General features: G+C 50.5%; 22 protein-coding genes and 1 tRNA gene. 17 read left to right on the top strand and 6 right to left on the bottom strand.

Annotated features, from left to right (window positions below):
* Window positions 1-39: 39 nt before the first annotated feature.
* A complete protein-coding gene (locus tag HMPREF3143_RS24350) occupies window positions 40-771 on the bottom strand; it encodes a MurR/RpiR family transcriptional regulator (protein ID WP_021242053.1) in 732 nt (243 codons plus the stop codon).
* 265 nt (window positions 772-1036) lie between these two features.
* Here HMPREF3143_RS24350 and HMPREF3143_RS24360 point away from each other — a divergent pair, with 265 nt between their 5' ends.
* Complete coding sequence (locus HMPREF3143_RS24360) at window positions 1037-1696, top strand: PAQR family membrane homeostasis protein TrhA (RefSeq protein WP_008499713.1); 660 nt, start codon at window positions 1037-1039, stop codon at window positions 1694-1696.
* An 84-nt stretch (window positions 1697-1780) separates the two neighbouring features.
* Here HMPREF3143_RS24360 and ygfZ read toward each other — a convergent pair whose 3' ends face one another.
* On the bottom strand, window positions 1781-2761 hold the full coding sequence (ygfZ, locus tag HMPREF3143_RS24365; protein WP_045335240.1) for a tRNA-modifying protein YgfZ: 981 nt from the start codon (window positions 2759-2761) through the stop codon (window positions 1781-1783).
* A gap of 294 nt (window positions 2762-3055) precedes the next feature.
* Between ygfZ and sdhE the strand changes: the two genes are divergently transcribed.
* Window positions 3056-3322 carry an FAD assembly factor SdhE gene (gene sdhE, locus HMPREF3143_RS24370; protein ID WP_006178375.1) on the top strand — a complete coding sequence of 89 codons (267 nt, stop codon included), beginning with the start codon at window positions 3056-3058 and terminating at the stop codon, window positions 3320-3322.
* A complete protein-coding gene (locus tag HMPREF3143_RS24375; protein WP_021242050.1) occupies window positions 3303-3713 on the top strand; it encodes a protein YgfX in 411 nt (136 codons plus the stop codon). The genes sdhE and HMPREF3143_RS24375 overlap by 20 nt, the downstream gene beginning before the upstream one ends.
* 6 nt (window positions 3714-3719) lie before the next feature.
* Here the strand turns inward: HMPREF3143_RS24375 and fldB are convergent, their stop codons facing one another.
* On the bottom strand, window positions 3720-4241 hold the full coding sequence (gene fldB, locus HMPREF3143_RS24380; protein WP_008499710.1) for a flavodoxin FldB: 522 nt from the start codon (window positions 4239-4241) through the stop codon (window positions 3720-3722).
* Between the two features lie 101 nt (window positions 4242-4342).
* Here fldB and xerD point away from each other — a divergent pair, with 101 nt between their 5' ends.
* The 5 genes from xerD to lysS all read left to right on the top strand — a co-directional run bounded on the left by xerD (window position 4343) and on the right by lysS (window position 10436).
* Window positions 4343-5239: a site-specific tyrosine recombinase XerD gene (gene xerD, locus HMPREF3143_RS24385; protein ID WP_008499709.1), complete on the top strand. Its 897-nt coding sequence runs from the start codon at window positions 4343-4345 to the stop codon at window positions 5237-5239.
* Between the two features lie 28 nt (window positions 5240-5267).
* The gene (gene dsbC, locus HMPREF3143_RS24390; RefSeq protein ID WP_008499708.1) at window positions 5268-5981 is read left to right on the top strand and encodes a bifunctional protein-disulfide isomerase/oxidoreductase DsbC; all 714 of its coding nucleotides are present in this window, start codon (window positions 5268-5270) and stop codon (window positions 5979-5981) included.
* 5 nt (window positions 5982-5986) lie between these two features.
* Window positions 5987-7720 carry a single-stranded-DNA-specific exonuclease RecJ gene (gene recJ / locus HMPREF3143_RS24395; protein ID WP_008499707.1) on the top strand — a complete coding sequence of 578 codons (1734 nt, stop codon included), beginning with the start codon at window positions 5987-5989 and terminating at the stop codon, window positions 7718-7720.
* Between the two features lie 90 nt (window positions 7721-7810).
* A protein-coding gene (gene prfB / locus HMPREF3143_RS24400) for a peptide chain release factor 2 (protein ID WP_139145890.1) occupies window positions 7811-8909 on the top strand; the annotation gives its coding sequence in 2 pieces (ribosomal slippage) (window positions 7811-7885 and window positions 7887-8909; 1098 coding nt in all).
* A 9-nt stretch (window positions 8910-8918) separates the two neighbouring features.
* Window positions 8919-10436 carry a lysine--tRNA ligase gene (lysS, locus tag HMPREF3143_RS24405; protein ID WP_021242046.1) on the top strand — a complete coding sequence of 506 codons (1518 nt, stop codon included), beginning with the start codon at window positions 8919-8921 and terminating at the stop codon, window positions 10434-10436.
* 38 nt (window positions 10437-10474) lie between these two features.
* On the opposite strand, the gene idi is transcribed toward lysS, so the two are convergent.
* The gene (gene idi / locus HMPREF3143_RS24410) at window positions 10475-11017 is read right to left on the bottom strand and encodes an isopentenyl-diphosphate Delta-isomerase (RefSeq protein WP_008499704.1); all 543 of its coding nucleotides are present in this window, start codon (window positions 11015-11017) and stop codon (window positions 10475-10477) included.
* Window positions 11018-11180: 163 nt separating this feature from the next.
* On the opposite strand from idi, the gene actS reads away from it, so the two are divergent.
* The 8 genes from actS to HMPREF3143_RS24455 all read left to right on the top strand — a co-directional run bounded on the left by actS (window position 11181) and on the right by HMPREF3143_RS24455 (window position 16826).
* A complete protein-coding gene (gene actS / locus HMPREF3143_RS24415; protein ID WP_045335243.1) occupies window positions 11181-11924 on the top strand; it encodes an amidase activator ActS in 744 nt (247 codons plus the stop codon).
* Window positions 11925-12004: 80 nt separating this feature from the next.
* Window positions 12005-12078, top strand: a tRNA-Gly gene (locus tag HMPREF3143_RS24420).
* A gap of 510 nt (window positions 12079-12588) precedes the next feature.
* Window positions 12589-13314, top strand: a complete 726-nt coding sequence (locus HMPREF3143_RS24425) for an HNH endonuclease (protein ID WP_023337724.1) — start codon at window positions 12589-12591, stop codon at window positions 13312-13314.
* A gap of 120 nt (window positions 13315-13434) precedes the next feature.
* A complete protein-coding gene (locus HMPREF3143_RS24430; protein WP_023294871.1) occupies window positions 13435-14211 on the top strand; it encodes a hypothetical protein in 777 nt (258 codons plus the stop codon).
* A 944-nt stretch (window positions 14212-15155) separates the two neighbouring features.
* Complete coding sequence (locus HMPREF3143_RS24440; protein ID WP_032635618.1) at window positions 15156-15536, top strand: hypothetical protein; 381 nt, start codon at window positions 15156-15158, stop codon at window positions 15534-15536.
* Between the two features lie 138 nt (window positions 15537-15674).
* Window positions 15675-15821 (top strand): hypothetical protein, encoded by a 147-nt coding sequence (locus HMPREF3143_RS26060; protein WP_023294874.1) that lies wholly within the window; start codon window positions 15675-15677, stop codon window positions 15819-15821.
* A 103-nt stretch (window positions 15822-15924) separates the two neighbouring features.
* Entirely contained in the window at window positions 15925-16467 is a 543-nt protein-coding gene (locus tag HMPREF3143_RS24450; RefSeq protein WP_023294875.1) for a hypothetical protein, read from the top strand.
* A gap of 2 nt (window positions 16468-16469) precedes the next feature.
* Window positions 16470-16826, top strand: coding sequence for a putative T6SS immunity periplasmic lipoprotein (locus tag HMPREF3143_RS24455; RefSeq protein ID WP_032635620.1), 357 nt, complete (start codon window positions 16470-16472; stop codon window positions 16824-16826).
* Window positions 16827-17002: 176 nt separating this feature from the next.
* Here the strand turns inward: HMPREF3143_RS24455 and HMPREF3143_RS24460 are convergent, their stop codons facing one another.
* Both HMPREF3143_RS24460 and HMPREF3143_RS24465 read right to left on the bottom strand, forming a co-directional pair.
* Window positions 17003-17560 (bottom strand): recombinase family protein, encoded by a 558-nt coding sequence (locus HMPREF3143_RS24460; protein ID WP_023294876.1) that lies wholly within the window; start codon window positions 17558-17560, stop codon window positions 17003-17005.
* A gap of 280 nt (window positions 17561-17840) precedes the next feature.
* A complete protein-coding gene (locus HMPREF3143_RS24465) occupies window positions 17841-18191 on the bottom strand; it encodes a hypothetical protein (RefSeq protein ID WP_023294877.1) in 351 nt (116 codons plus the stop codon).
* A 185-nt stretch (window positions 18192-18376) separates the two neighbouring features.
* On the opposite strand from HMPREF3143_RS24465, the gene HMPREF3143_RS24470 reads away from it, so the two are divergent.
* Window positions 18377-18583: a hypothetical protein gene (locus HMPREF3143_RS24470; protein WP_023294878.1), complete on the top strand. Its 207-nt coding sequence runs from the start codon at window positions 18377-18379 to the stop codon at window positions 18581-18583.
* The last annotated feature ends 1011 nt before the right edge of the window (window positions 18584-19594 follow it).

Consider the following 19594-nt stretch of genomic DNA (forward strand, 5'->3'; position numbering starts at 1 on the left):
GGCATAATGTGATTTGTCACATCAAAAAAACAGGATGTTTTATTCTGCAAGTTTCTTCGCCAGCTTACGGCCGAGAGATTCCAGAATATAGATAACGGGAATTTGCGTGGTGATATCGTAGACGCCTGCAATACGCGTCTGGGGAACGTGCCAGGAGAGATTAAAGTCCGCCAGTTTTGCGAGACGCGAGTGCTCGTGGCTGGTAATGGAGAGCACCTTGCAGTGATGCAGGCTAAACTGGCTGGCGAAGCGCAGGATTTCCTCGGTCTCACCCGAGACGGAGAGCACAATCGCCAGCGCATTTTTCGCCATGTCATTGGTGACCGGGAAATAAGGGTCATCAATATGGTTACTGAATTTTCCGATATTAGAAAAGAAACGTGCGCCATATTTTGCCAGCGAGCCTGACGTTCCTGCGCCGACAAATATAATGCGTTCCGACGATAAAATAATATCGACCGCACTATCTAATAACGCGTCGAACTCTTCATTATTTACGCTTTTAAAGAAGCTGATTATTTCGCTGGCGCCAAAGTTCGCCTGCTGGGGCTCGTTTTGTTCAAGATAAAGCTTAAAGCGAACGCGAAACTCCGAGTAGCCTTCGCAGTTAAGCTTGCGGCAAAAGCGCAGGATGGTGGTCGTCGAGACACCCGCCGCATCCGCCAGCTCGCGGATGGTCATGTACATGACTTTGTCACGGTTTTTAATGACATAGTTGTAGACCATCATCTCCAGGTTATTGAGACTGGCAATGGCGGAGTGGGTGAACATACTCACAGTGGCATAACTCTTATTCAGACCTCATGTATCCATCATAACATGCGGCCAGACGGCAGGATCCATTTTTATGCTCTTGATTCTTAATGGTTAAATTTTAACGTGAACAAATGTTAGGTGAAAAATTCATTTATACCTATGATTTTTAGGTATAAATCCTGAAGTGAAATTATTTTAGCTAACAGGTGTTCACTGGAATCATTCTCAGTTAGCATAGTGATGCGATGAATAATCATCTTTTGTTTTCCCGGAGTTTTGTATGGTGAGCAGACCATTAATCGCACAGGGATATTCGCTGGCTGAGGAAATAGCCAACAGCATCAGCCACGGCATTGGCCTGGTGTTTGGGATTGTCGGTTTAGTGTTATTGCTGGTGCAGGCGGTAGACGCCGATGCCAGCGCGATGGCGATTACCAGCTACAGCCTCTATGGCGGGAGCATGATCCTGCTGTTTCTGGCCTCGACGCTGTATCACGCGATCCCGCATCAGCGGGCCAAGATGTGGCTCAAGAAATTTGACCACTGCGCTATCTACCTTCTCATTGCAGGTACCTACACGCCGTTTCTGCTGGTGGGGCTCAACTCACCGCTGTCGCGCGGGCTGATGATCGTTATCTGGAGCCTGGCGCTGCTCGGGATCCTGTTTAAGCTCACCATCGCGCACCGGTTTAAGGTGCTGTCGCTGGTCACCTATCTGACCATGGGCTGGCTGTCGCTGATCGTGGTGTACCAGCTGGCAATCAAACTGTCGATAGGGGGCGTAACGCTTCTGGCCTTAGGCGGCGTGGTGTATTCGCTCGGCGTCATTTTCTACGTCTGCAAGCGCATTCCGTACAACCATGCTATCTGGCACGGCTTTGTGCTGGGCGGCAGCGTGTGCCACTTTTTGGCGATTTATTTGTACGTGGGGCAGGTGTAGTTTTTCGTCGGGTGGCGGCTTCGCCTTACCCGACCTACGGGATAAGTAGGCCCGGTAAGCGCAGCGCCACCGGGCGATACAGCATCACTCTTCCAGAGAATACGGCAGCGGCTCGATGCTCAGCGTGTTCGCATCGTCACGCACGCGGAACACGCTGTCCGCTTCCATGTCGTTGTTCATAACGGCCTGCACCAGAAGACGTCCATCATCCAGCTGTACGGCGGCTAATACGGTGCCGGTACGGCGCCAGTTTTCACCCATCTTCAGCTCTAAATCTTCACCCGCTTCAGGGACGCGGCTGGCATGTCCCGCCAGCGTCCACAGCGCGCGTTTGTTTGCCCCGCGGAATTTCGCACGCGCGACCATCTCCTGGCCGGTGTAGCAGCCTTTTTTAAAGCTGATGCCGCCCAGCGCCTGTAAGTTCGTTGCCTGAGGAATAAACTGCGCGCTGTTTGCAGCGTCAATGATCGGCAGACCCGCTTCGATGTTCAGCGCCAGCCACTGCTGGCTGTTGTTGAGCTGCGCTTCGCCGCGCAGCGCTTCGGTCACGCGTTCGGCAGTTGCCGCATCCGTGACTAACAGGAAACGCTCCGCCGGGTGTTCAAACCACAGGATTGAGGTGGCGCCTTCGCTGACGAGCGGCTTTTCGGCATCCGGCAGTTCGCTGAACAGGTTTTTCAGCGCCGCACGCGCCTGGAAGCCGGCCACACCCAGCAGGACATGTTCGTCGTCTGCGGCAATGGTGACTTTGGAAAAGACCGCGTATTTTTTCAGCTCTTTGAGCTGGGCGTCTCGCAGGCTGCGGCGCTCAATAAAGGCAAAGCCGTCCTGACGGCGGAACAGACGCAGGTTGCTCCACATTTTGCCTTTTGGGTCGCAATGGGCGGCCAGCAGGTGCTGGTGTTCGGTCATCTGGCTGACGTCGGCGGTCACCTGGCCCTGCAGATATTTTTCGGCGTCGGCACCGGTGAGCGTTGCCAGCGCCCAGTCATCAAGAGAAATAAGCGTCAGCGGCAGACGCGCAGAGGCGGCGGGCTGGCGAGGAGAAAATGGTGTAAAGGCCATAACGATATCCTGAATTGCTTAACGCTTTGATAATGCCTAATGGTAAAAGAGCCTGCAGGCAATGCAAGCGCTTTCAACAGGCCATTTGTGCCATAAATCGGTTCTGCGTAGCGCCACGCAAAATAGTGTAATCCGCTGTGTTTGTAGGGATTATTCTGGAAGCCTGCTCGTTGATCGCAATATTCCAGTAATGAAACGGTCAAAAACACGTTACACTAGCTGGTGTCCCCGTAGAGAAATAAAGAACACCGAATGGGGTACCGACTGTGCCAAACGTAATGCAGGAAACTGAACATGGATATTAACAACAAGGCCCGTATTCACTGGGCGTGCCGTCGCGGCATGCGTGAACTTGATATTTCCATCATGCCTTTCTTCGAATATGAGTATGACACCTTAAGCGACGACGATAAGCGTCTGTTTGTTCGCCTGCTTGAGTCTGACGATCCGGATTTATTCAACTGGCTGATGAACCACGGCAAACCCGCCGACACCGAGTTGCAACGGATGGTGCAATTAATTCAAACACGGAATCGGGAACGTGGTCCTGTGGCAATCTGATCTTCGCGTCTCGTGGCGCTCGCAGTGGATGTCTTTATTGCTCCACGGCCTGGTTGCGGCCTTTGTGTTACTGATGCCGTGGCCGCTGAGCTATACGCCGCTGTGGCTGCTGCTACTTTCGTTTGTCGTTTTTGACAGCGTACGCAGCCAGCGTCGCATTAATGCCCGTCAGGGAGAGATCAAGTTACTGATGGATTCCCGCCTGCGCTGGCAGGGAAAAGAGTGGGATATTCTCGGTATGCCCTGGATGCTCAACTGCGGCATGATGTTACGGTTACGCAAGGTGGACGGCGGGCGGTGCCAGCATCTTTGGCTGGCGGCTGACAGTATGGATGCTGCCGAATGGCGAGACCTGCGCCGGATGCTGTTGCAGCAGACGACGCAGGGGTAGCGCGCGTTAGCTAAACTTTTCTGCCATTTCGCCGAGAATCTGCTCGCACCAGGTTTGCAGACGTTCATCGCTAAGATCGTACTGGTTGGTTTCATCCAGCGCGAGCCCAACAAACAGCTCGCCGTCGGCAATAATCGGTTTTTTACTGGTGAACTCGTAACCTTCGGTTGGCCAGTAGCCGATGAACGACACCCCTTTCGGCGCCAGCTTGTCGTGCAGCATGCCGAGTGCGTCCAGGAACCATTCCCCGTAACCCAGCTGATCTCCCATGCCGTACATGGCAATGATCTTGCCGTCGAGATTGACTGAATCGAGTTGATCCCAGATGGCTTCCCAGTCTTCCTGTATCTCACCAAAATCCCAGGTTGGGATGCCCAGGATCAGTACATCGTACTGTTCCATCAGCGCGACCGCGTCATCTTTCAGGTTATGCAACGTCACCAGTTCCGGGCCAATGATGTCGCGAATTTTCTCTGCCGCCATTTCGGTGTAGCAGGTGCTGGAACCATAGAACAGACCAATATTCATCGCGTAACTATCTCAATTCATGCTTTGACTTTGCGCGTAGTGTACCAGAAACCGGTCACAATCAGGCATAATGGCCTGACTGCAGAACCAAAGGGGCTGATGTGGAAAAGGATCTCGCACTCGTTGAACAGTTTCTCGACGCGCTGTGGCTGGAAAAAAATCTGGCCGAGAATACGCTCAGCGCCTACCGGCGCGATCTTACCATGCTGGTGGAGTGGCTGGCCCGTCGGCAGCTCTCGCTGGCGAGCGCGCAAAGCGACGACCTGCAGGCGCTGCTCGGTGAACGTGTAGAAGGGGGATACAAAGCCACCAGCTCTGCACGCTTGCTCAGCGCCATGCGTCGGCTGTTCCAGCATCTCTACCGTGAGAAGATCCGCGAAGACGATCCCAGCGCGCTGCTGGCATCCCCCAAACTTCCGCAGCGGCTGCCGAAAGATCTCAGCGAAGCACAAGTTGAGAGATTATTACAGTCACCGGCTGTTGACCTGCCGCTGGAGTTACGCGATAAAGCCATGCTTGAGCTATTGTATGCTACCGGCCTGCGCGTTTCGGAGCTGGTTGGCCTGACGATGAGCGACATCAGCCTGCGTCAGGGCGTGGTGCGCGTCATCGGTAAAGGAAACAAGGAAAGGCTGGTGCCGCTGGGCGAAGAGGCGGTTTACTGGCTGGAAACGTATCTGGAGCACGGTCGCCCGTGGCTGCTCAACGGCGCGTCTATCGACGTTCTGTTTCCGAGCCAGCGCGCACAGCAGATGACGCGGCAAACGTTCTGGCATCGCATCAAGCATTACGCCACACTGGCCGGTATCGACAGTGAAAAGCTTTCGCCGCACGTATTGCGTCATGCCTTCGCGACGCATCTGCTCAACCACGGCGCGGATTTACGCGTGGTGCAGATGCTGCTGGGACATAGCGATCTTTCCACGACGCAAATTTACACCCATGTCGCGACGGAACGCCTGCGGCAGCTACACCAACAGCACCACCCTCGTGCGTGAGTGCCGACGAATTGTAACAGGATCAACTATGAAAAAGAGTTTCGCGCTGTTCACCCTGCTGGCAGCCTCCTTCACCGGTTTCGCCCATGCTGACGACGCCGCTATCAAACAGTCGCTCGCTAAGCTTGGCGTCACCGGCAGCGATATTCAGCCAGCACCGGTCGCCGGGATGAAAACGGTACTGACCAACAGCGGCGTGCTGTACGTCACCGAAGATGGCAAACACATTATTCAGGGGCCAATGTACGACGTGAGCGGCGCGCAGCCGGTCAACGTGACCAACCAGCTGCTGATGAAAAACCTGAACGCGCTCGAAAAAGAGATGATCGTCTATAAGGCGGCGCAGGAAAAACACGTTATTACCGTCTTCACCGATATCACCTGCGGCTACTGCCACAAGCTGCATGAAGAGATGAAAGACTACAACGCGCTGGGTATTACCGTGCGCTATCTGGCCTTCCCGCGCGCGGGCGTGCAGAGCCAGCCGGAGCAGGACATGAAGGCCATCTGGTGTGCAAAAGACCGGAATAAAGCGTTTGACGACGCGATGAACGGCAAAGGCGTTAAGCCGGCCTCCTGCGACATTGATATCGCTAACCACTACGCGCTGGGCGTGCAGTTTGGCGTGAGCGGTACGCCAGCGATTGTCCTGAGCAACGGGTACGTCGTTCCGGGCTATCAGGGACCAAAAGAGATGAAAGAGTTCCTCGACGCGCACCAGAAACAGGTTAGTGGTAAATAATCCGCGTGAAAGCCCCGATAAAATTGCGCCGCCGCGAGGCGGTTGAACCGATTGATTTGCCGGACGATCTCCCGCCGCTGCTGAAGCGTCTCTACGCCAGCCGCGGCGTGCGTCGTGCTGAGGATCTTGAACGTAGCGTAAAAGGGATGCTGCCCTGGCAGCAGCTGAACGGCATCGAAAAAGCCACTGAAATGCTCTACAACGCCCTGCGTGAGAACACGCGCATTGTGGTAGTAGGGGATTTCGACGCCGACGGCGCAACCAGCACCGCGCTGAGCGTGCTCAGCCTGCGCGCGCTGGGCTGCGATAACGTCACGTATCTGGTGCCGAACCGTTTTGAAGACGGCTACGGACTCAGCCCGGAAGTGGTCGATCAGGCCCACGCCCGCGGTGCGCAGATGATCATGACCGTCGATAACGGGATCTCTTCCCATGCGGGGGTCGATCATGCCCACGCGCTGGGGATCCCGGTGCTGGTTACCGATCACCATCTCCCCGGTGAAACGCTGCCTGCCGCCGACGCGATTATTAACCCCAACCTGCGCGACTGTGATTTTCCGTCGAAATCCCTCGCGGGCGTAGGCGTGGCGTTTTATCTGATGCTGGCGCTGCGTACCCTGTTACGCGACAAGGGCTGGTTCGACTCCCGCGGTATTGCCGCACCGAACCTGGCCGAATATCTCGATCTGGTGGCGCTGGGTACCGTCGCTGACGTGGTGCCGCTCGATACCAATAACCGTATTTTGACCTGGCAGGGCTTGAGCCGTATCCGGGCGGGCAAGTGCCGTCCGGGGATCAAGGCGCTGCTGGAAATCGCCAACCGCGACCCGCTCAAGCTGGCGGCAAGCGATTTGGGCTTTGCGCTCGGGCCGCGCCTGAACGCGGCCGGAAGACTGGACGATATGTCCGTTGGCGTCGCGCTGCTGCTGTGCGACAACCTTGGTGAGGCGCGCGTGCTGGCCAACGAGCTGGACGCCCTGAACCAGACACGTAAAGAGATTGAGCAGGGAATGCAGGCCGAAGCGCTGACCCTGTGCGAAAAACTGGAGCGCAGCGGCGACACGCTGCCGGGCGGCCTGGCGATGTACCATCCCGAGTGGCATCAGGGCGTGGTCGGCATTCTGGCGTCGCGCATAAAAGAGCGCTTCCACCGCCCGGTGATTGCGTTCGCCCCCGCGGGCGACGGCACGCTGAAAGGCTCTGGCCGCTCGATTCAGGGTCTGCACATGCGCGACGCGCTGGAACGGCTCGATACGCTGTATCCGGGCCTGATGATCAAGTTCGGCGGCCATGCGATGGCGGCAGGCCTGTCGCTGGAAGAGGCGAAATTCGACGAGTTTCAGCGCCTGTTCGGCGAGCTGGTCACCGACTGGATTGACCCGGCCCTGCTGCAGGGGGAAGTGGTGTCCGACGGCGAGCTCTCACCGCTTGAGATGACGATGGACGTGGCGCAAATGCTCCGCGATGCCGGTCCATGGGGGCAGATGTTCCCGGAGCCGTTGTTCGACGGCCGTTTCCGCCTGCTGCAGCAGCGTATCGTCGGTGAACGTCATCTGAAGGTGATGGTTGAACCGGTCGGCGGCGGCCCGCTGCTGGACGGTATTGCCTTTAACGTTGACACGGCGGTATGGCCGGACAACGGCGTGCGCGAGGTCGAGCTGGCGTACAAACTGGACATCAACGAGTTTCGCGGTAACCGCACCCTTCAGATCATCATCGACAATATCTGGCCAATTTAGCGGCAGTAATCTCTATAAAAAAGGGCGTGGATTCGGTACAATCCCGCTCTTATCACCGCATTTTGACAAGTCCATAAAAGAAAACAGACCATGTTTGAAATTAATCCGGTAAAAAACCGTATTCAGGACCTCACGGAGCGCTCTGACGTTCTTAGGGGGTATCTTTGACTACGATGCCAAGAAAGAGCGTCTTGAAGAAGTAAACGCCGAGCTGGAACAGCCGGACGTCTGGAACGAACCTGAACGCGCACAGGCGCTGGGTAAAGAGCGTTCCTCTCTCGAAGCTATCGTAGATACGCTGGATCAAATGGCCCAGGGGCTGGAAGATGTTTCCGGTTTGCTGGAGCTGGCCGTCGAAGCCGACGACGAAGAAACCTTTAACGAAGCCGTAGCAGAACTCGACGTGCTGGAAGAGAAGCTGGCACAGCTTGAATTCCGTCGCATGTTCTCCGGCGAATACGACAGCGCTGACTGCTATCTCGATATTCAGGCAGGTTCCGGCGGTACCGAAGCGCAGGACTGGGCCAGCATGCTGATGCGCATGTACCTGCGCTGGGCCGAAGCGCGCGGTTTCAAAACCGAAATTATCGAAGAGTCTGAAGGTGAAGTGGCCGGTATTAAATCCGTCACCATCAAGATCATCGGTGATTACGCCTACGGCTGGCTGCGCACTGAAACCGGCGTTCACCGCCTCGTGCGTAAGAGCCCGTTCGACTCCGGTGGCCGTCGTCATACCTCCTTCAGCTCCGCGTTTGTTTACCCGGAAGTTGATGAAGATATCGATATCGAAATTAACCCGGCGGACCTGCGTATCGACGTTTATCGCGCATCCGGCGCGGGCGGCCAGCACGTTAACCGTACGGAATCGGCGGTGCGTATTACCCACATTCCAACCGGGCTGGTAACACAGTGCCAGAACGACCGTTCCCAGCATAAGAACAAAGACCAGGCCATGAAGCAGATGAAAGCGAAGCTTTATGAGCTGGAGATGCAGAAGAAAAATGCTGAAAAACAGTCGATGGAAGACAACAAGTCTGACATCGGCTGGGGCAGCCAGATCCGTTCTTACGTCCTTGATGACTCCCGCATCAAAGATCTGCGTACTGGGGTTGAAACCCGCAACACGCAGGCGGTGCTGGACGGCAGCCTGGACCAATTTATCGAAGCAAGTTTGAAAGCAGGGTTATGAGGAACCAACATGTCTGAACAACAAGCACAGGGCGCTGACGCGGTAGTCGATCTTAACAACGAACTGAAAACCCGCCGCGAGAAGCTGGCAGCGCTGCGCGAGCAGGGCGTGCCGTTCCCGAACGATTTTCGTCGTGACCACACCTCAGACCAACTGCACGCTGACTTCGACGCGAAAGAGAACGAAGAGCTGGAAGCGCTGAACGTTGAAGTGGCCGTTGCGGGCCGCATGATGACCCGTCGTATCATGGGTAAAGCCTCCTTCGTGACCCTGCAGGACGTTGGCGGCCGCATTCAGCTGTACGTGTCCCGTGACGATCTGCCGGAAGGCATCTACAACGAGCAGTTCAAGAAGTGGGACCTGGGCGATATTCTGGGCGCGAAAGGTAAACTGTTCAAAACCAAAACCGGTGAACTGTCTATCCACTGCACCGAGCTGCGTCTGCTGACCAAAGCCCTGCGCCCGCTGCCGGACAAATTCCACGGCCTGCAGGATCAGGAAGCGCGCTATCGTCAGCGTTATCTGGATCTCATCTCTAACGATGAATCCCGCAAGACCTTCAAAATTCGCTCCCAGATCATGGCCGGTATCCGCCAGTTCATGGTGAACCGCGACTTTATGGAAGTGGAAACCCCGATGATGCAGGTGATCCCTGGCGGCGCGTCTGCGCGTCCGTTCATCACCCATCACAACGCCCTGGACCTGGACATGTACCTGCGTATCGCGCCGGAACTGTACCTGAAGCGTCTGGTGGTTGGTGGTTTTGACCGCGTGTTCGAGATCAACCGTAACTTCCGTAACGAAGGGATCTCCGTTCGTCATAACCCAGAGTTCACCATGATGGAACTCTATATGGCGTACGCGGATTACAAAGATCTGATCGAGCTGACCGAATCCCTGTTCCGTACGCTGGCGCAGGATATTCTGGGCACCACGCAGGTTCCTTACGGTGAAGAAGTCTTCGACTTCGGCAAGCCGTTCGAAAAACTGACCATGCGCGAAGCGATCAAGAAGTACCGTCCGGAAACCAATATGGCCGATCTGGATAACTTCGATTCTGCGAAAGCGATCGCCGAAAGCATCGGTATCAAGGTGGAGAAGAGCTGGGGTCTGGGCCGTATCGTGACCGAGATCTTCGAAGAAGTGGCCGAAGCGCACCTGATTCAGCCGACCTTCATTACCGAGTACCCGGCTGAAGTCTCTCCGCTGGCGCGTCGTAATGACCAGAACCCTGAAATCACTGACCGCTTCGAATTCTTCATCGGCGGCCGTGAAATCGGCAACGGCTTTAGCGAGCTGAACGATGCGGAAGACCAGGCTCAGCGCTTCCAGGATCAGGTTGACGCGAAGGCGGCAGGCGACGACGAAGCGATGTTCTTCGACGAAGACTACGTGACCGCGCTGGAGCACGGTCTGCCACCAACGGCGGGTCTGGGAATTGGTATCGACCGTATGGTGATGCTGTTTACCAACAGCCACACCATCCGTGACGTGATCCTGTTCCCGGCGATGCGCCCGGTGAAGTAAGGCGTTAAGATGTAAAAAAAGCCCCGAAAGGGGCTTTTTTATTGCGCCGCGAAGGCTATGAGTTTTTCGCGGGCGGTCGTCGCTTCCATGACCATCCACGGGCTGAAGGCCCAGGGCGTCGCGTCCAGCGCACGGAATAGCGCATCAAGCTCAACCCACTGATAGTCCATCACTTCATCTTCGTTTATCGTCACGTCATTGGTAATGCGTGCCGCGAATACAGGGCAAATTTCGTTTTCCACGATCCCGGACGGGTCGGTTTCCCGATAGCGAAATTCAGGGGCGACGGCGGTGATATCGGTCAGTTCTGCGCCCACTTCGAAGCGGCAGCGGCGGATTATCGCCTGGACTGTCTCTTCGCCCGACTGCGGGTGGCCGCAGACGGAGTTGGTCCAGACGCCGGGCCAGGCTTTTTTGCTTAAGGCGCGTCGGGTGATCAGACATTCGCCTTTTGCGTTAAAAAGCCAGGAAGAGAACGCCAGATGCAGCGGGGTATGTAACGTGTGCGCGGCATATTTTTCCTGAGTGCCAATCACCATTCCTTGGTCGTTTACCAAAATAACGTGTTCTTGAATACTCATTGATGCTCCAGTGCCAAATTGCCGAGTGGTTCAGCACCATCAGCCGAAGCATTATACTGCATTCTTATACGAACGGTTTGGCTCGTAGAGCGGAAAAGGGCATGACCCCTGTTCGTTTTGGCTGTTATCATAGTGCGCCATTCACGCTGACCGAGGATCTGTTTTGTTTGCAGGAAGCCTGACGAGAAAACCCCTTACCGCTATTTTTTGCCTGACGCTGACGCTATTACTGGCGGGCTGTTCAGGGAGCAAATCTTCGGATACGGGAAGCTATTCCGGTTCGGTCTACACCGTCAAACGCGGGGACACCCTGTACCGTATTTCGCGCGCAACGGGAACCAGCGTGAAGGATCTGGCGCGTCTGAATAACCTTTCTCCGCCCTACACCATCGAGGTGGGGCAGCAGCTGAAGGTTAGCGGCGGATCGTCCGCGGGTAAAAAGTCCTCTTCGAAAGGCAAAACCGCCAAAGTGACGCCGTCCTATCAGGTGCCGCAATCGTCATGGCCGCCGGTTGGACAGCGCTGCTGGATTTGGCCTGCCAGCGGTAAAGTGGTCGCCCCTTACTCACTCTCTGAAGGTGGCAACAAGGGTATTGATATCGCCGCTGCGCGCGGTACGCCGGTTTATGCCTCCGGGGCCGGGAAGGTGGTTTACGTCGGTAACCAGCTGCGTGGCTACGGTAACCTGATCATGATTAAGCATGGCGAAGACTACATCACGGCCTATGCGCACAACGACACGATGCTGGTCAACAACGGGCAGAACGTCAAAGCCGGGCAGAAGATTGCCACCATGGGCAGCACCGGTACGGATTCAGTGAAGCTGCACTTCCAGATCCGCTATAAGGCGACGGCCATCGATCCGCAGCGCTATCTTCCTGCGCCCGGCAGCAAACCGAAGTGCTAAGTGATTATTTAATCGCCGGTTAGTTGTGAAGAGGCTTGTATGAAGGTGCGTAAGGTCTATAATGCCTTACGCACCTCAAAGCGGGCGTAGTTCAATGGTAGAACGAGAGCTTCCCAAGCTCTATACGAGGGTTCGATTCCCTTCGCCCGCTCCAGATCTCTCCCCTTGTGGAGAAGCCTTAAAAGCCTTCTCTATCAGCAACTTAAATAGTTACCTATTTTAGTCGCCTATTGGTTCTACCATTGTGATCCGCCCTTGGTAACTGTCACGCTAAGTTACATGGTGAGATGACAGTATAACTCAGCGTTGGCGGCAGTTGCATCCTCACACCGCGATAGAAAACGTGAAGAAAAAGCCCATCCAGGCATCGTTATGTCATCGACAGATTGAACACACGCGCCCTATGAGCCACGTAAGCAGGTTTATGGTGATAACGTACCTACAAACGACATGTAGGCTCTATCAGCGCTTCAGCCACGCTCCCGCAAAGGTACACGGTTATCCTGATAAGGTGTGATCCCTCTGACAGTCTGATGAAGTCGCTACGCTTGTTGCTGTATCACCAACGGGGCTTTATGGCTTCTATTGTCCAAAATCAGAGAGTTGCACAAGTTATGCTCGATAGTTAATCTAAGATAAATCTTAGATTGCAAGAGGTTTTTTGATGTCTTCAAAAGCAAATCGAACATACAAGTATGGCGACCAACCGATAAGAATCACTACTGTCCAAGTGATTGAGGAACAGTTCGGAGGGGCGGCAACGGCGAAGCAAGTGGATGCTTATCTGAAAGAGCGATTTCCACATTATAAAGACGACACCCACTTGAATCTCATTGTCAACTCAGTCAACTGCAATCGTAGCTACTGGAGTTTCAACAAAACAGCCAGGCGAACTGATGATGTAACCCATCGGCATCATGAGTATGACCGATTGTTCAAGCGAGGGAAGATCTTTGAAATCTATCAACCCTCTATTCATGGTATTTGGGAGTTGTATCAGGATCAGCAAGGTAAATGGTGTTACCGTAAGGTGAAATCTGAGTTTGAAAAGGCTGTTGATGATGCGTCAGAACTGCCCCCGTCAGAACGCAAAGAGATTTTAGACGCTGAGAATAAAACTCCTGAGCTAATCGAGGTTACAACACGAGTTTATAAGCGAAGCCCCTATGTGGTAGCCGAAGTTCTTTCAAGGGCTAATGGCAAGTGTCAAAGCTGTAAGAGTGACGCTCCTTTTCTCAAAGTAGACGGCACACCATTTCTTGAGGTTCATCACATTGAGTGGCTTTCGAATGGTGGGGAGGATTCCGTTGAAAATGCGATTGCATTGTGCCCGAACTGTCACAGACAGGCGCATTATGGCGTTTTGGAGTTAGTACCAGTTAACAAATAAACTGAACATGCTTGTGATAGTATGAATAGGGTAAGTATCTTGGGGATTCTATGAGACCTTATTTAATATCTTGCTAAGCAGGGAATGTAAATATCGACATTTTTATATTATGGGAAACTTATGAAAAGTATCTGTAAGTTATGTCTCGAAGAGAAAGAACTACTGGAATCTCATAGCATACCAAGAAGCTATTTCAAACGATTGAAGAAGAATGATTCGCAGTTGATTATATTTCAAAAAGGTAGTAAACCAAAACGAGAAAATGTTGATCCTAAAGAGCCACTTCTATGCTTCGAATGTGAGCAGTTTATCAGCCATGAGTACGAATCGTATGGAACAAGATTGTTGAGAAATCATCATAATATACGTAAAAACTCTGACCATATTATCATCAACTCTTTCGATTATAAGCGATTTTATCTTTTCTTACTAAGTATACTATGGAGAGCCTCTATCTCTAAAAGTGTGCATTATTCAACTGTTAATGGAGTTCCTGAGTTGGATGACTTGATGAGGCATTGCATTAAAAATAAACAGGTGAGAATAAATAAACTTAGTCATTTGAAGGTGGATAACTTCATCCGTATTTGTGTATTTAGATTGATCGATACAACGAATAATATTCCTGATCACGTTATTAAATCTATTCTTAGTAACTTTGCTTTTATAAAAAGTGATGAGGCTGACAGTGTACTATGGTATTTCGTTGTGGAGGGATTTGCTATATTCTATGTTTTCTCTGCTTCTAAAGATTATCATGATGTCATTAGAATGAGATTAAAATCACAGTTAACTTCTGGTAGTCATCAGAAGATCTTTAAGATTGATATTTTTAAAGACGCTCTCTTCTCCGAGATTTTTATTGATTTACTTACTGCCGCGAATGAACAGAAATGATGATTTAATAATCAAAGTGTTCTGAATACTCTACAGACGTCTTAATACATTTGCATTGTTCAAACGGACTGATCGTCATAGATTGTATTGCTGTAAATACACGCCTTAGTATTGTCAGTCTCCTGTTAGTCTATCAAGATTAGCGTGATAAGTTCTACGTGAGTTTGTTGGGTCATGAGCGCCAGTGTTATCAGTAATACCCTGTTTTTATGTGTGACTTCTTATAAATCCATTTTATTGATCATATGTCTATAAGTCCGGTGTGTAGCGTTATGAGCTACATAACATAAACAGGTGCAGAGTGGCAATCACTGCGATCATCCGTACCCATGTACTTGTAATATGCAGGTACTACAAGTACCTCGCTTATGCTCAGCTTGTTACTTGTATCATTAACGGGGCTTTGTGGATGGTATTGTCTAAACTAAAGTACATCCAATAAGGCGGAGGAAGATGATGAGCATCACGTATAAAATCACATACGAACACAGAGACGGGAAAGAAACCAGAGCGGAGACGGTGTTACTTCGCTCTGACCACGAGCCAACACAAGATGAAGTCCAGGACGCAGTCAGAAGGGATTCCGCCAGATTTCACTCTGGCAGAGGGGGGACGGAGATTGCTGGATTCTCTATTATTTCAGTTGTATCTGAACCTTAATCCATAATGGCTTACCCCTCATTAGCCTGATTTGGAATGTTAAGAGAAAAAACAAAACACTCAAGTTGCTCTGAGGTTAAATATGTTTAATAACAAACTGTTGACGGTGGATCATGTGTATTAAAGGATTATCACTTTTTTTCTGTGCCATTTGCGTCGGTTGTAGCGGGGGTTCTCAGCGGCAAGAGCACTTAGATGTGCCTACTTATTCGGAGAGTTATGATCAGAGCTTAGGATGGCTTGTAACCGCTCGTTACAGAGACGTAAGTAACGCGGATATTGTAATGTCACTGATTGGGGACTTTTGCAAAAGCAAGGGGAAGGAAGCAACTCTATATAAGACGAATGCTGGTACTTCATCCTCCATTCAAGATATTTGGGCTTGTCAGACTCCCCCATTGTTAAATGATACAGATGTACTAAGCGGGATTTATTGCCATTTCATTGCTAACGCGCCCCGCTACTCGGTAGATTTCACGAACTCCCAAAAGGAAATTGCAGAAAAAATATTTGTTAAAACTTTCATTAAAAAGGGGATTGAATATCCAGTTGGTGGCTTTTACGAAAAGTACCTGAATAACTTTTCTGTGTGGGCAGTAGCCAAACACAAAGAGAGCGCTACTACTGATGAGGTACGTGAGTGGTTTGACACACATTGCCAGTAGGCAAAACGCTGATGCTGTTGCACCACCCATTGTCATACCATCAATGGGCAATAAGGCTTTATTGTCCAAAATCTGTTAGTTGCGCATTTTCTGCACCCTGAATACTCTGCGATTAATCCTAATAACTCAAGGGTGAGCATGGCTATCGGGAACAGACAGATTCAAGATGAATCACCTGAGGAAGAGTTAGAGCGCTTGCTGGAAGAACTTGCACTGACGCATGAGCAACGAGAGTTTATTGAGTCCATGCTACAAGAGGACGGGGATAGTACCAATGGGGAGTAACGCTTGCACCATCACTGTATTTGATGAATGGCTAATGTTCGTGTATAGACTATTTCGACTTATGATTTTACGATTTAGATAAATCATACAAGGAGGACGGTTTATGAGCGCACAGGCAGAAGAAGGAACATTACGCCGGATGACTTTAGGCGAGATAGCAATGGCTCGTAGGGTGTTCGGTGATTCGATAGTGTATAGCCGTGTCTGGATTCATTGCGACAGCTATTTACCATTCGGACTACAAAAACAGAACTACGCGATGACTCCAAACGGGGAGTTATGGTACAGAAAGTCGATGTACAGGGAAGATTTTTCCGCAAACTCGGTTTTCATCGAAGATAAATATGTTTTCATCCATGAGCTGGGGCATGTCTGGCAACACCAACACGGGCAATGGGTGAGAATGCGGGGAGCTTTTAGCTGGGCTGCTGAATATACCTACAGGCTGGATAAAGAAAAGCTCACTGATTATTCTCTTGAACAGCAAGCCTCTATTTTAGCTGATTACTGGTTACTGCTGGTTTATGGGATCAGTAAGTGGTCTTACTATCAGAGACCAGGGCGCATGGGGATGTACAGGGGCGTAGATTTGTTGCAGGATGTCCCTTCGCTTTACCAGAAAATCGTAACAGGGAAGGGGCGTTAAACATGAAAAACAAAATGTTGCTGGGTGTTGTATTCCTCTTAACGGGATGCCCTGGGCCAGGTGATCGAATGGTAGATCGTGAATCTACAACGGCATTGATCAAAGATAATCAAGTTTGTGTGTTGTCACCACTGGAGCCGCAGGAACGGATCACTGCTATTCAAATCAAAAGCGATAATAGCGACTCTCTTCACAAGATTTTCGATGACAAGCCTGTTTATGTGCCGAAGGGGGAGTGTCTTCCTGTATTTGGATTTAAGTTTACGTCTGGGGAGCGGTATAGCTTCGCGTATGACGTCCAATCTGATAAGTCAGAATCACATTTAGTCACCGCTGAACTTTCATACCCTAAAGAATAGGGGGCAAACTGCCCCTTTATATTCATTTCAACGCACGTACGTGATCAAGTAAGCGTTTAATGCGCGTATATATCTCTTAATGCATATAGTCTATCACGCTTGCTGAAGCCGCTTAACAACCTGATCGAAGGCTCCCGCTTGTAACTGGGAGATTCCTCAAATATCAGTAAGATGGGTCAGTAGGTCTTTAGTCGGTAGAAGGTGGCTTTGCTGATAGCCAGCCTATCTTGAACCATTGCTGGAGAGCAACCTTGATCTAATAGCTCTCTCACCTGTTCAGCGGTTGCTTTAATCGGTCTGCCACAATGTTTGCCTTCCGATTGAGCACGCTTGATACCTGCCGTTCTGCGCTCTGCTATCAGGTCTTTCTCCAGGCTGGCAAGTCCTGCCATCATGGTAAGCATTGCTTTACCCACTGGTGTTGACAGGTCGAACCCTTCTCGCAAGCTGACAACCTTCACGCCCTTCGCTTGCAACATTTCAACTGTCGACAGTACATCAATGGTATTACGTCCCAAGCGGTCTATGGCAATCACAATCAGCGTATCGCCTTCTCGCACATAGCTGAGTAGTTCACCAAACCCTGGACGATCTGATGCCTTTACTGCACCACTCACGGCTTTATCACTGAACCAGCGATTAACACTATATCCAGCTTCGGTTATCTGCTGCTTCTGGTTTTCAACGTTCTGGTCGCTGGTGGAAACTCGCACATATCCGATCACAGTTGTCATGATGTTCTCTAAGTCTCAAAAGATAGTATCAAAATAATAGCTGTCCCAAAATAAAAGATCAACCTTTTGAGACAAGGCGAAGCCGCATTTTGCCGTTGTGTCGGTGTAGTCTTATAAGGAGATTGTTTTGAGACTGGATAATAGAGGTTTAGGACTCGGGACTGAGAGCAAATGTAAGTGGAAATGATAATCGCGAAGCTGGTGATAGGCTCAAATGCTCGTTGCGGTTTGATTGTTGGGGTCGAGCAAATATATAGGGCGTGATTACTCACGCCTTTGTTTACATCTCAGAGCACAGGCTGAGCGTGTAGACAGCAGTCTGTCCATCATTGTTTGTGGGGCGCATAACGAAAATAGGCTCACTCCCATTGTCGATGTATGTGACGGCAATCCCTCCGTCTGGCGTGGCGTACATCTTCGCAATACTTTTCTCACCCAAGAAACCGAGTCGCCAGGTTTTACCACCCATGTTCACCTTCATACTTTTGTCCTGCACATCAAGGCGAGTTTCGACTGAAGATTTTTGGCTACCAGAATCGATCTGCCCTTCCTGGATCGCCTTACAGGTGAATGTGGTTGCACTTGAGGCGAAGGGGAGAACGATCAGTGACGTGAGAATCAATCTTTTCATGGTCTTCCTTTTCTTGTTTGATTTGGTGACAAGGCGCTGTTAGCGCATTACCTTATCTTACCACTTTAATTAATTAAATCGATCTTATAGATCAGTAAAATCGATCGATGTGGGTGATACAATGCTATTGTACAAATACTGAGCACTGTGACATTCGGCGATAACAGTCAACTGGAGTGAGGCTTATGAAGAAATCAATATTGGTGATATCGGGACTACTGATTTCACAGTTGGTGATGGCAGGACAAATCACAATGACAGATCCGCAGCAGGAAAAAACGGAGAATGGTAAGACGCTTTGCACCTATGAGAACAGCCAGTATGTTTTCACCTACGTCACTAAAGGGCAGTGCCCGTATGCAAAGACTTTCAATACCAGTAGTTCAGAGTAAAAGTGGGTATAAAAATCGCTGGTTATTTTAACATCGCAAGAAAGAACGGTTGCTTAGTATTAGCACTTAATGATTCGTCATTGATTTAGCTGTAAGCCGCATAGAATAAGGCTTTGTTGAAAGTTGATGGAAGGATAAAAGTTTCGTAAAGGCGTTAGAAAATGAATAATAAGGGAGGAATTATGATAGGTTACATCTATCAAATGTGGTTGTTTATCGGTTATTTACATCCTGTTAGTCATGAGGAGTTTTCCGGCTTTCTGGAGTGTTGTTTCATGCGGAGCACTGCGACCATGAAAGGTATGCTGCATGAGTAGCATGTAATGCGGAGCATGGAAGATATCGATTACAGGAAAGTAACCTTTGTACCTGATGTTATTACTCAGAAGCTATTTTCCTGTAAAGAAAATCTGCTATGCTCGCAGTACTCACATAACGAACATTAATACCTAAAAAACCATTAACTACTATTTAAATAGTAAATATTGATTATTTCCTGTGTTATGTACTCGTACACCTCGTCCATGAATCCATTGTGCAAGTTACTCTTGTGAAAATGAGTTTATGCACCATTACACACTTTCAGTGTTTCATTGTAAGCCTCCATTTTTACCGAAGATGCAAATAACTCTAAAGTACCTTTAGACTTTTCTGCATCCTCTGTATCAGGTTACTTGTGCAAATGGCGTAGCCATAAGAGCGGCTTACTTGCATATTAAGCCGGAAATTTCATTGTTAATAATATAGATAAGATGGTATCCGAGTCAGTGAAGCTACCGGACATCCATGATGTATGTGGGAGAGCAACGTGACCATACGATCCTTGATAGTATCTTGTTGAAAGTTAATAAATAACTTGACAAAACGTTCGTTTCATGGTAAGGTGGTATTAAGTGAGGGATATCTTCACTTCTCTAACAAATGCCCACTCTAATGACTTTATCTTCATGCCTCCTCCGGGTAAACGGTGTGGGGGTTTTTGAATCGCCACGCGTTTAACAGACACCTCAG

The sequence above is a fragment of the Enterobacter sp. HMSC16D10 genome (genome assembly GCF_001807145.1).
Taxonomy (GTDB): Bacteria; Pseudomonadota; Gammaproteobacteria; order Enterobacterales; family Enterobacteriaceae; genus Enterobacter; species Enterobacter roggenkampii.

Excerpts from the sequence above, each read along its gene's own strand:
- HMPREF3143_RS24350 (WP_021242053.1), bottom strand. The coding sequence starts at position 771 with ATGTTCACCCACTCCGCCATTGCCAGTCTCAATAACCTGGAGATGATG.
- HMPREF3143_RS24360 (WP_008499713.1), top strand. The coding sequence starts at position 1,037 with ATGGTGAGCAGACCATTAATCGCACAGGGATATTCGCTGGCTGAGGAA.
- ygfZ (WP_045335240.1), bottom strand. The coding sequence starts at position 2,761 with ATGGCCTTTACACCATTTTCTCCTCGCCAGCCCGCCGCCTCTGCGCGT.
- sdhE (WP_006178375.1), top strand. The coding sequence starts at position 3,056 with ATGGATATTAACAACAAGGCCCGTATTCACTGGGCGTGCCGTCGCGGC.
- fldB (WP_008499710.1), bottom strand. The coding sequence starts at position 4,241 with ATGAATATTGGTCTGTTCTATGGTTCCAGCACCTGCTACACCGAAATG.
- dsbC (WP_008499708.1), top strand. The coding sequence starts at position 5,268 with ATGAAAAAGAGTTTCGCGCTGTTCACCCTGCTGGCAGCCTCCTTCACC.
- lysS (WP_021242046.1), top strand. The coding sequence starts at position 8,919 with ATGTCTGAACAACAAGCACAGGGCGCTGACGCGGTAGTCGATCTTAAC.
- idi (WP_008499704.1), bottom strand. The coding sequence starts at position 11,017 with ATGAGTATTCAAGAACACGTTATTTTGGTAAACGACCAAGGAATGGTG.
- HMPREF3143_RS24425 (WP_023337724.1), top strand. The coding sequence starts at position 12,589 with ATGTCTTCAAAAGCAAATCGAACATACAAGTATGGCGACCAACCGATA.
- HMPREF3143_RS24430 (WP_023294871.1), top strand. The coding sequence starts at position 13,435 with ATGAAAAGTATCTGTAAGTTATGTCTCGAAGAGAAAGAACTACTGGAA.
- HMPREF3143_RS24440 (WP_032635618.1), top strand. The coding sequence starts at position 15,156 with ATGTCACTGATTGGGGACTTTTGCAAAAGCAAGGGGAAGGAAGCAACT.
- HMPREF3143_RS26060 (WP_023294874.1), top strand. The coding sequence starts at position 15,675 with ATGGCTATCGGGAACAGACAGATTCAAGATGAATCACCTGAGGAAGAG.
- HMPREF3143_RS24450 (WP_023294875.1), top strand. The coding sequence starts at position 15,925 with ATGAGCGCACAGGCAGAAGAAGGAACATTACGCCGGATGACTTTAGGC.
- HMPREF3143_RS24455 (WP_032635620.1), top strand. The coding sequence starts at position 16,470 with ATGAAAAACAAAATGTTGCTGGGTGTTGTATTCCTCTTAACGGGATGC.
- HMPREF3143_RS24460 (WP_023294876.1), bottom strand. The coding sequence starts at position 17,560 with ATGACAACTGTGATCGGATATGTGCGAGTTTCCACCAGCGACCAGAAC.
- HMPREF3143_RS24465 (WP_023294877.1), bottom strand. The coding sequence starts at position 18,191 with ATGAAAAGATTGATTCTCACGTCACTGATCGTTCTCCCCTTCGCCTCA.
- HMPREF3143_RS24470 (WP_023294878.1), top strand. The coding sequence starts at position 18,377 with ATGAAGAAATCAATATTGGTGATATCGGGACTACTGATTTCACAGTTG.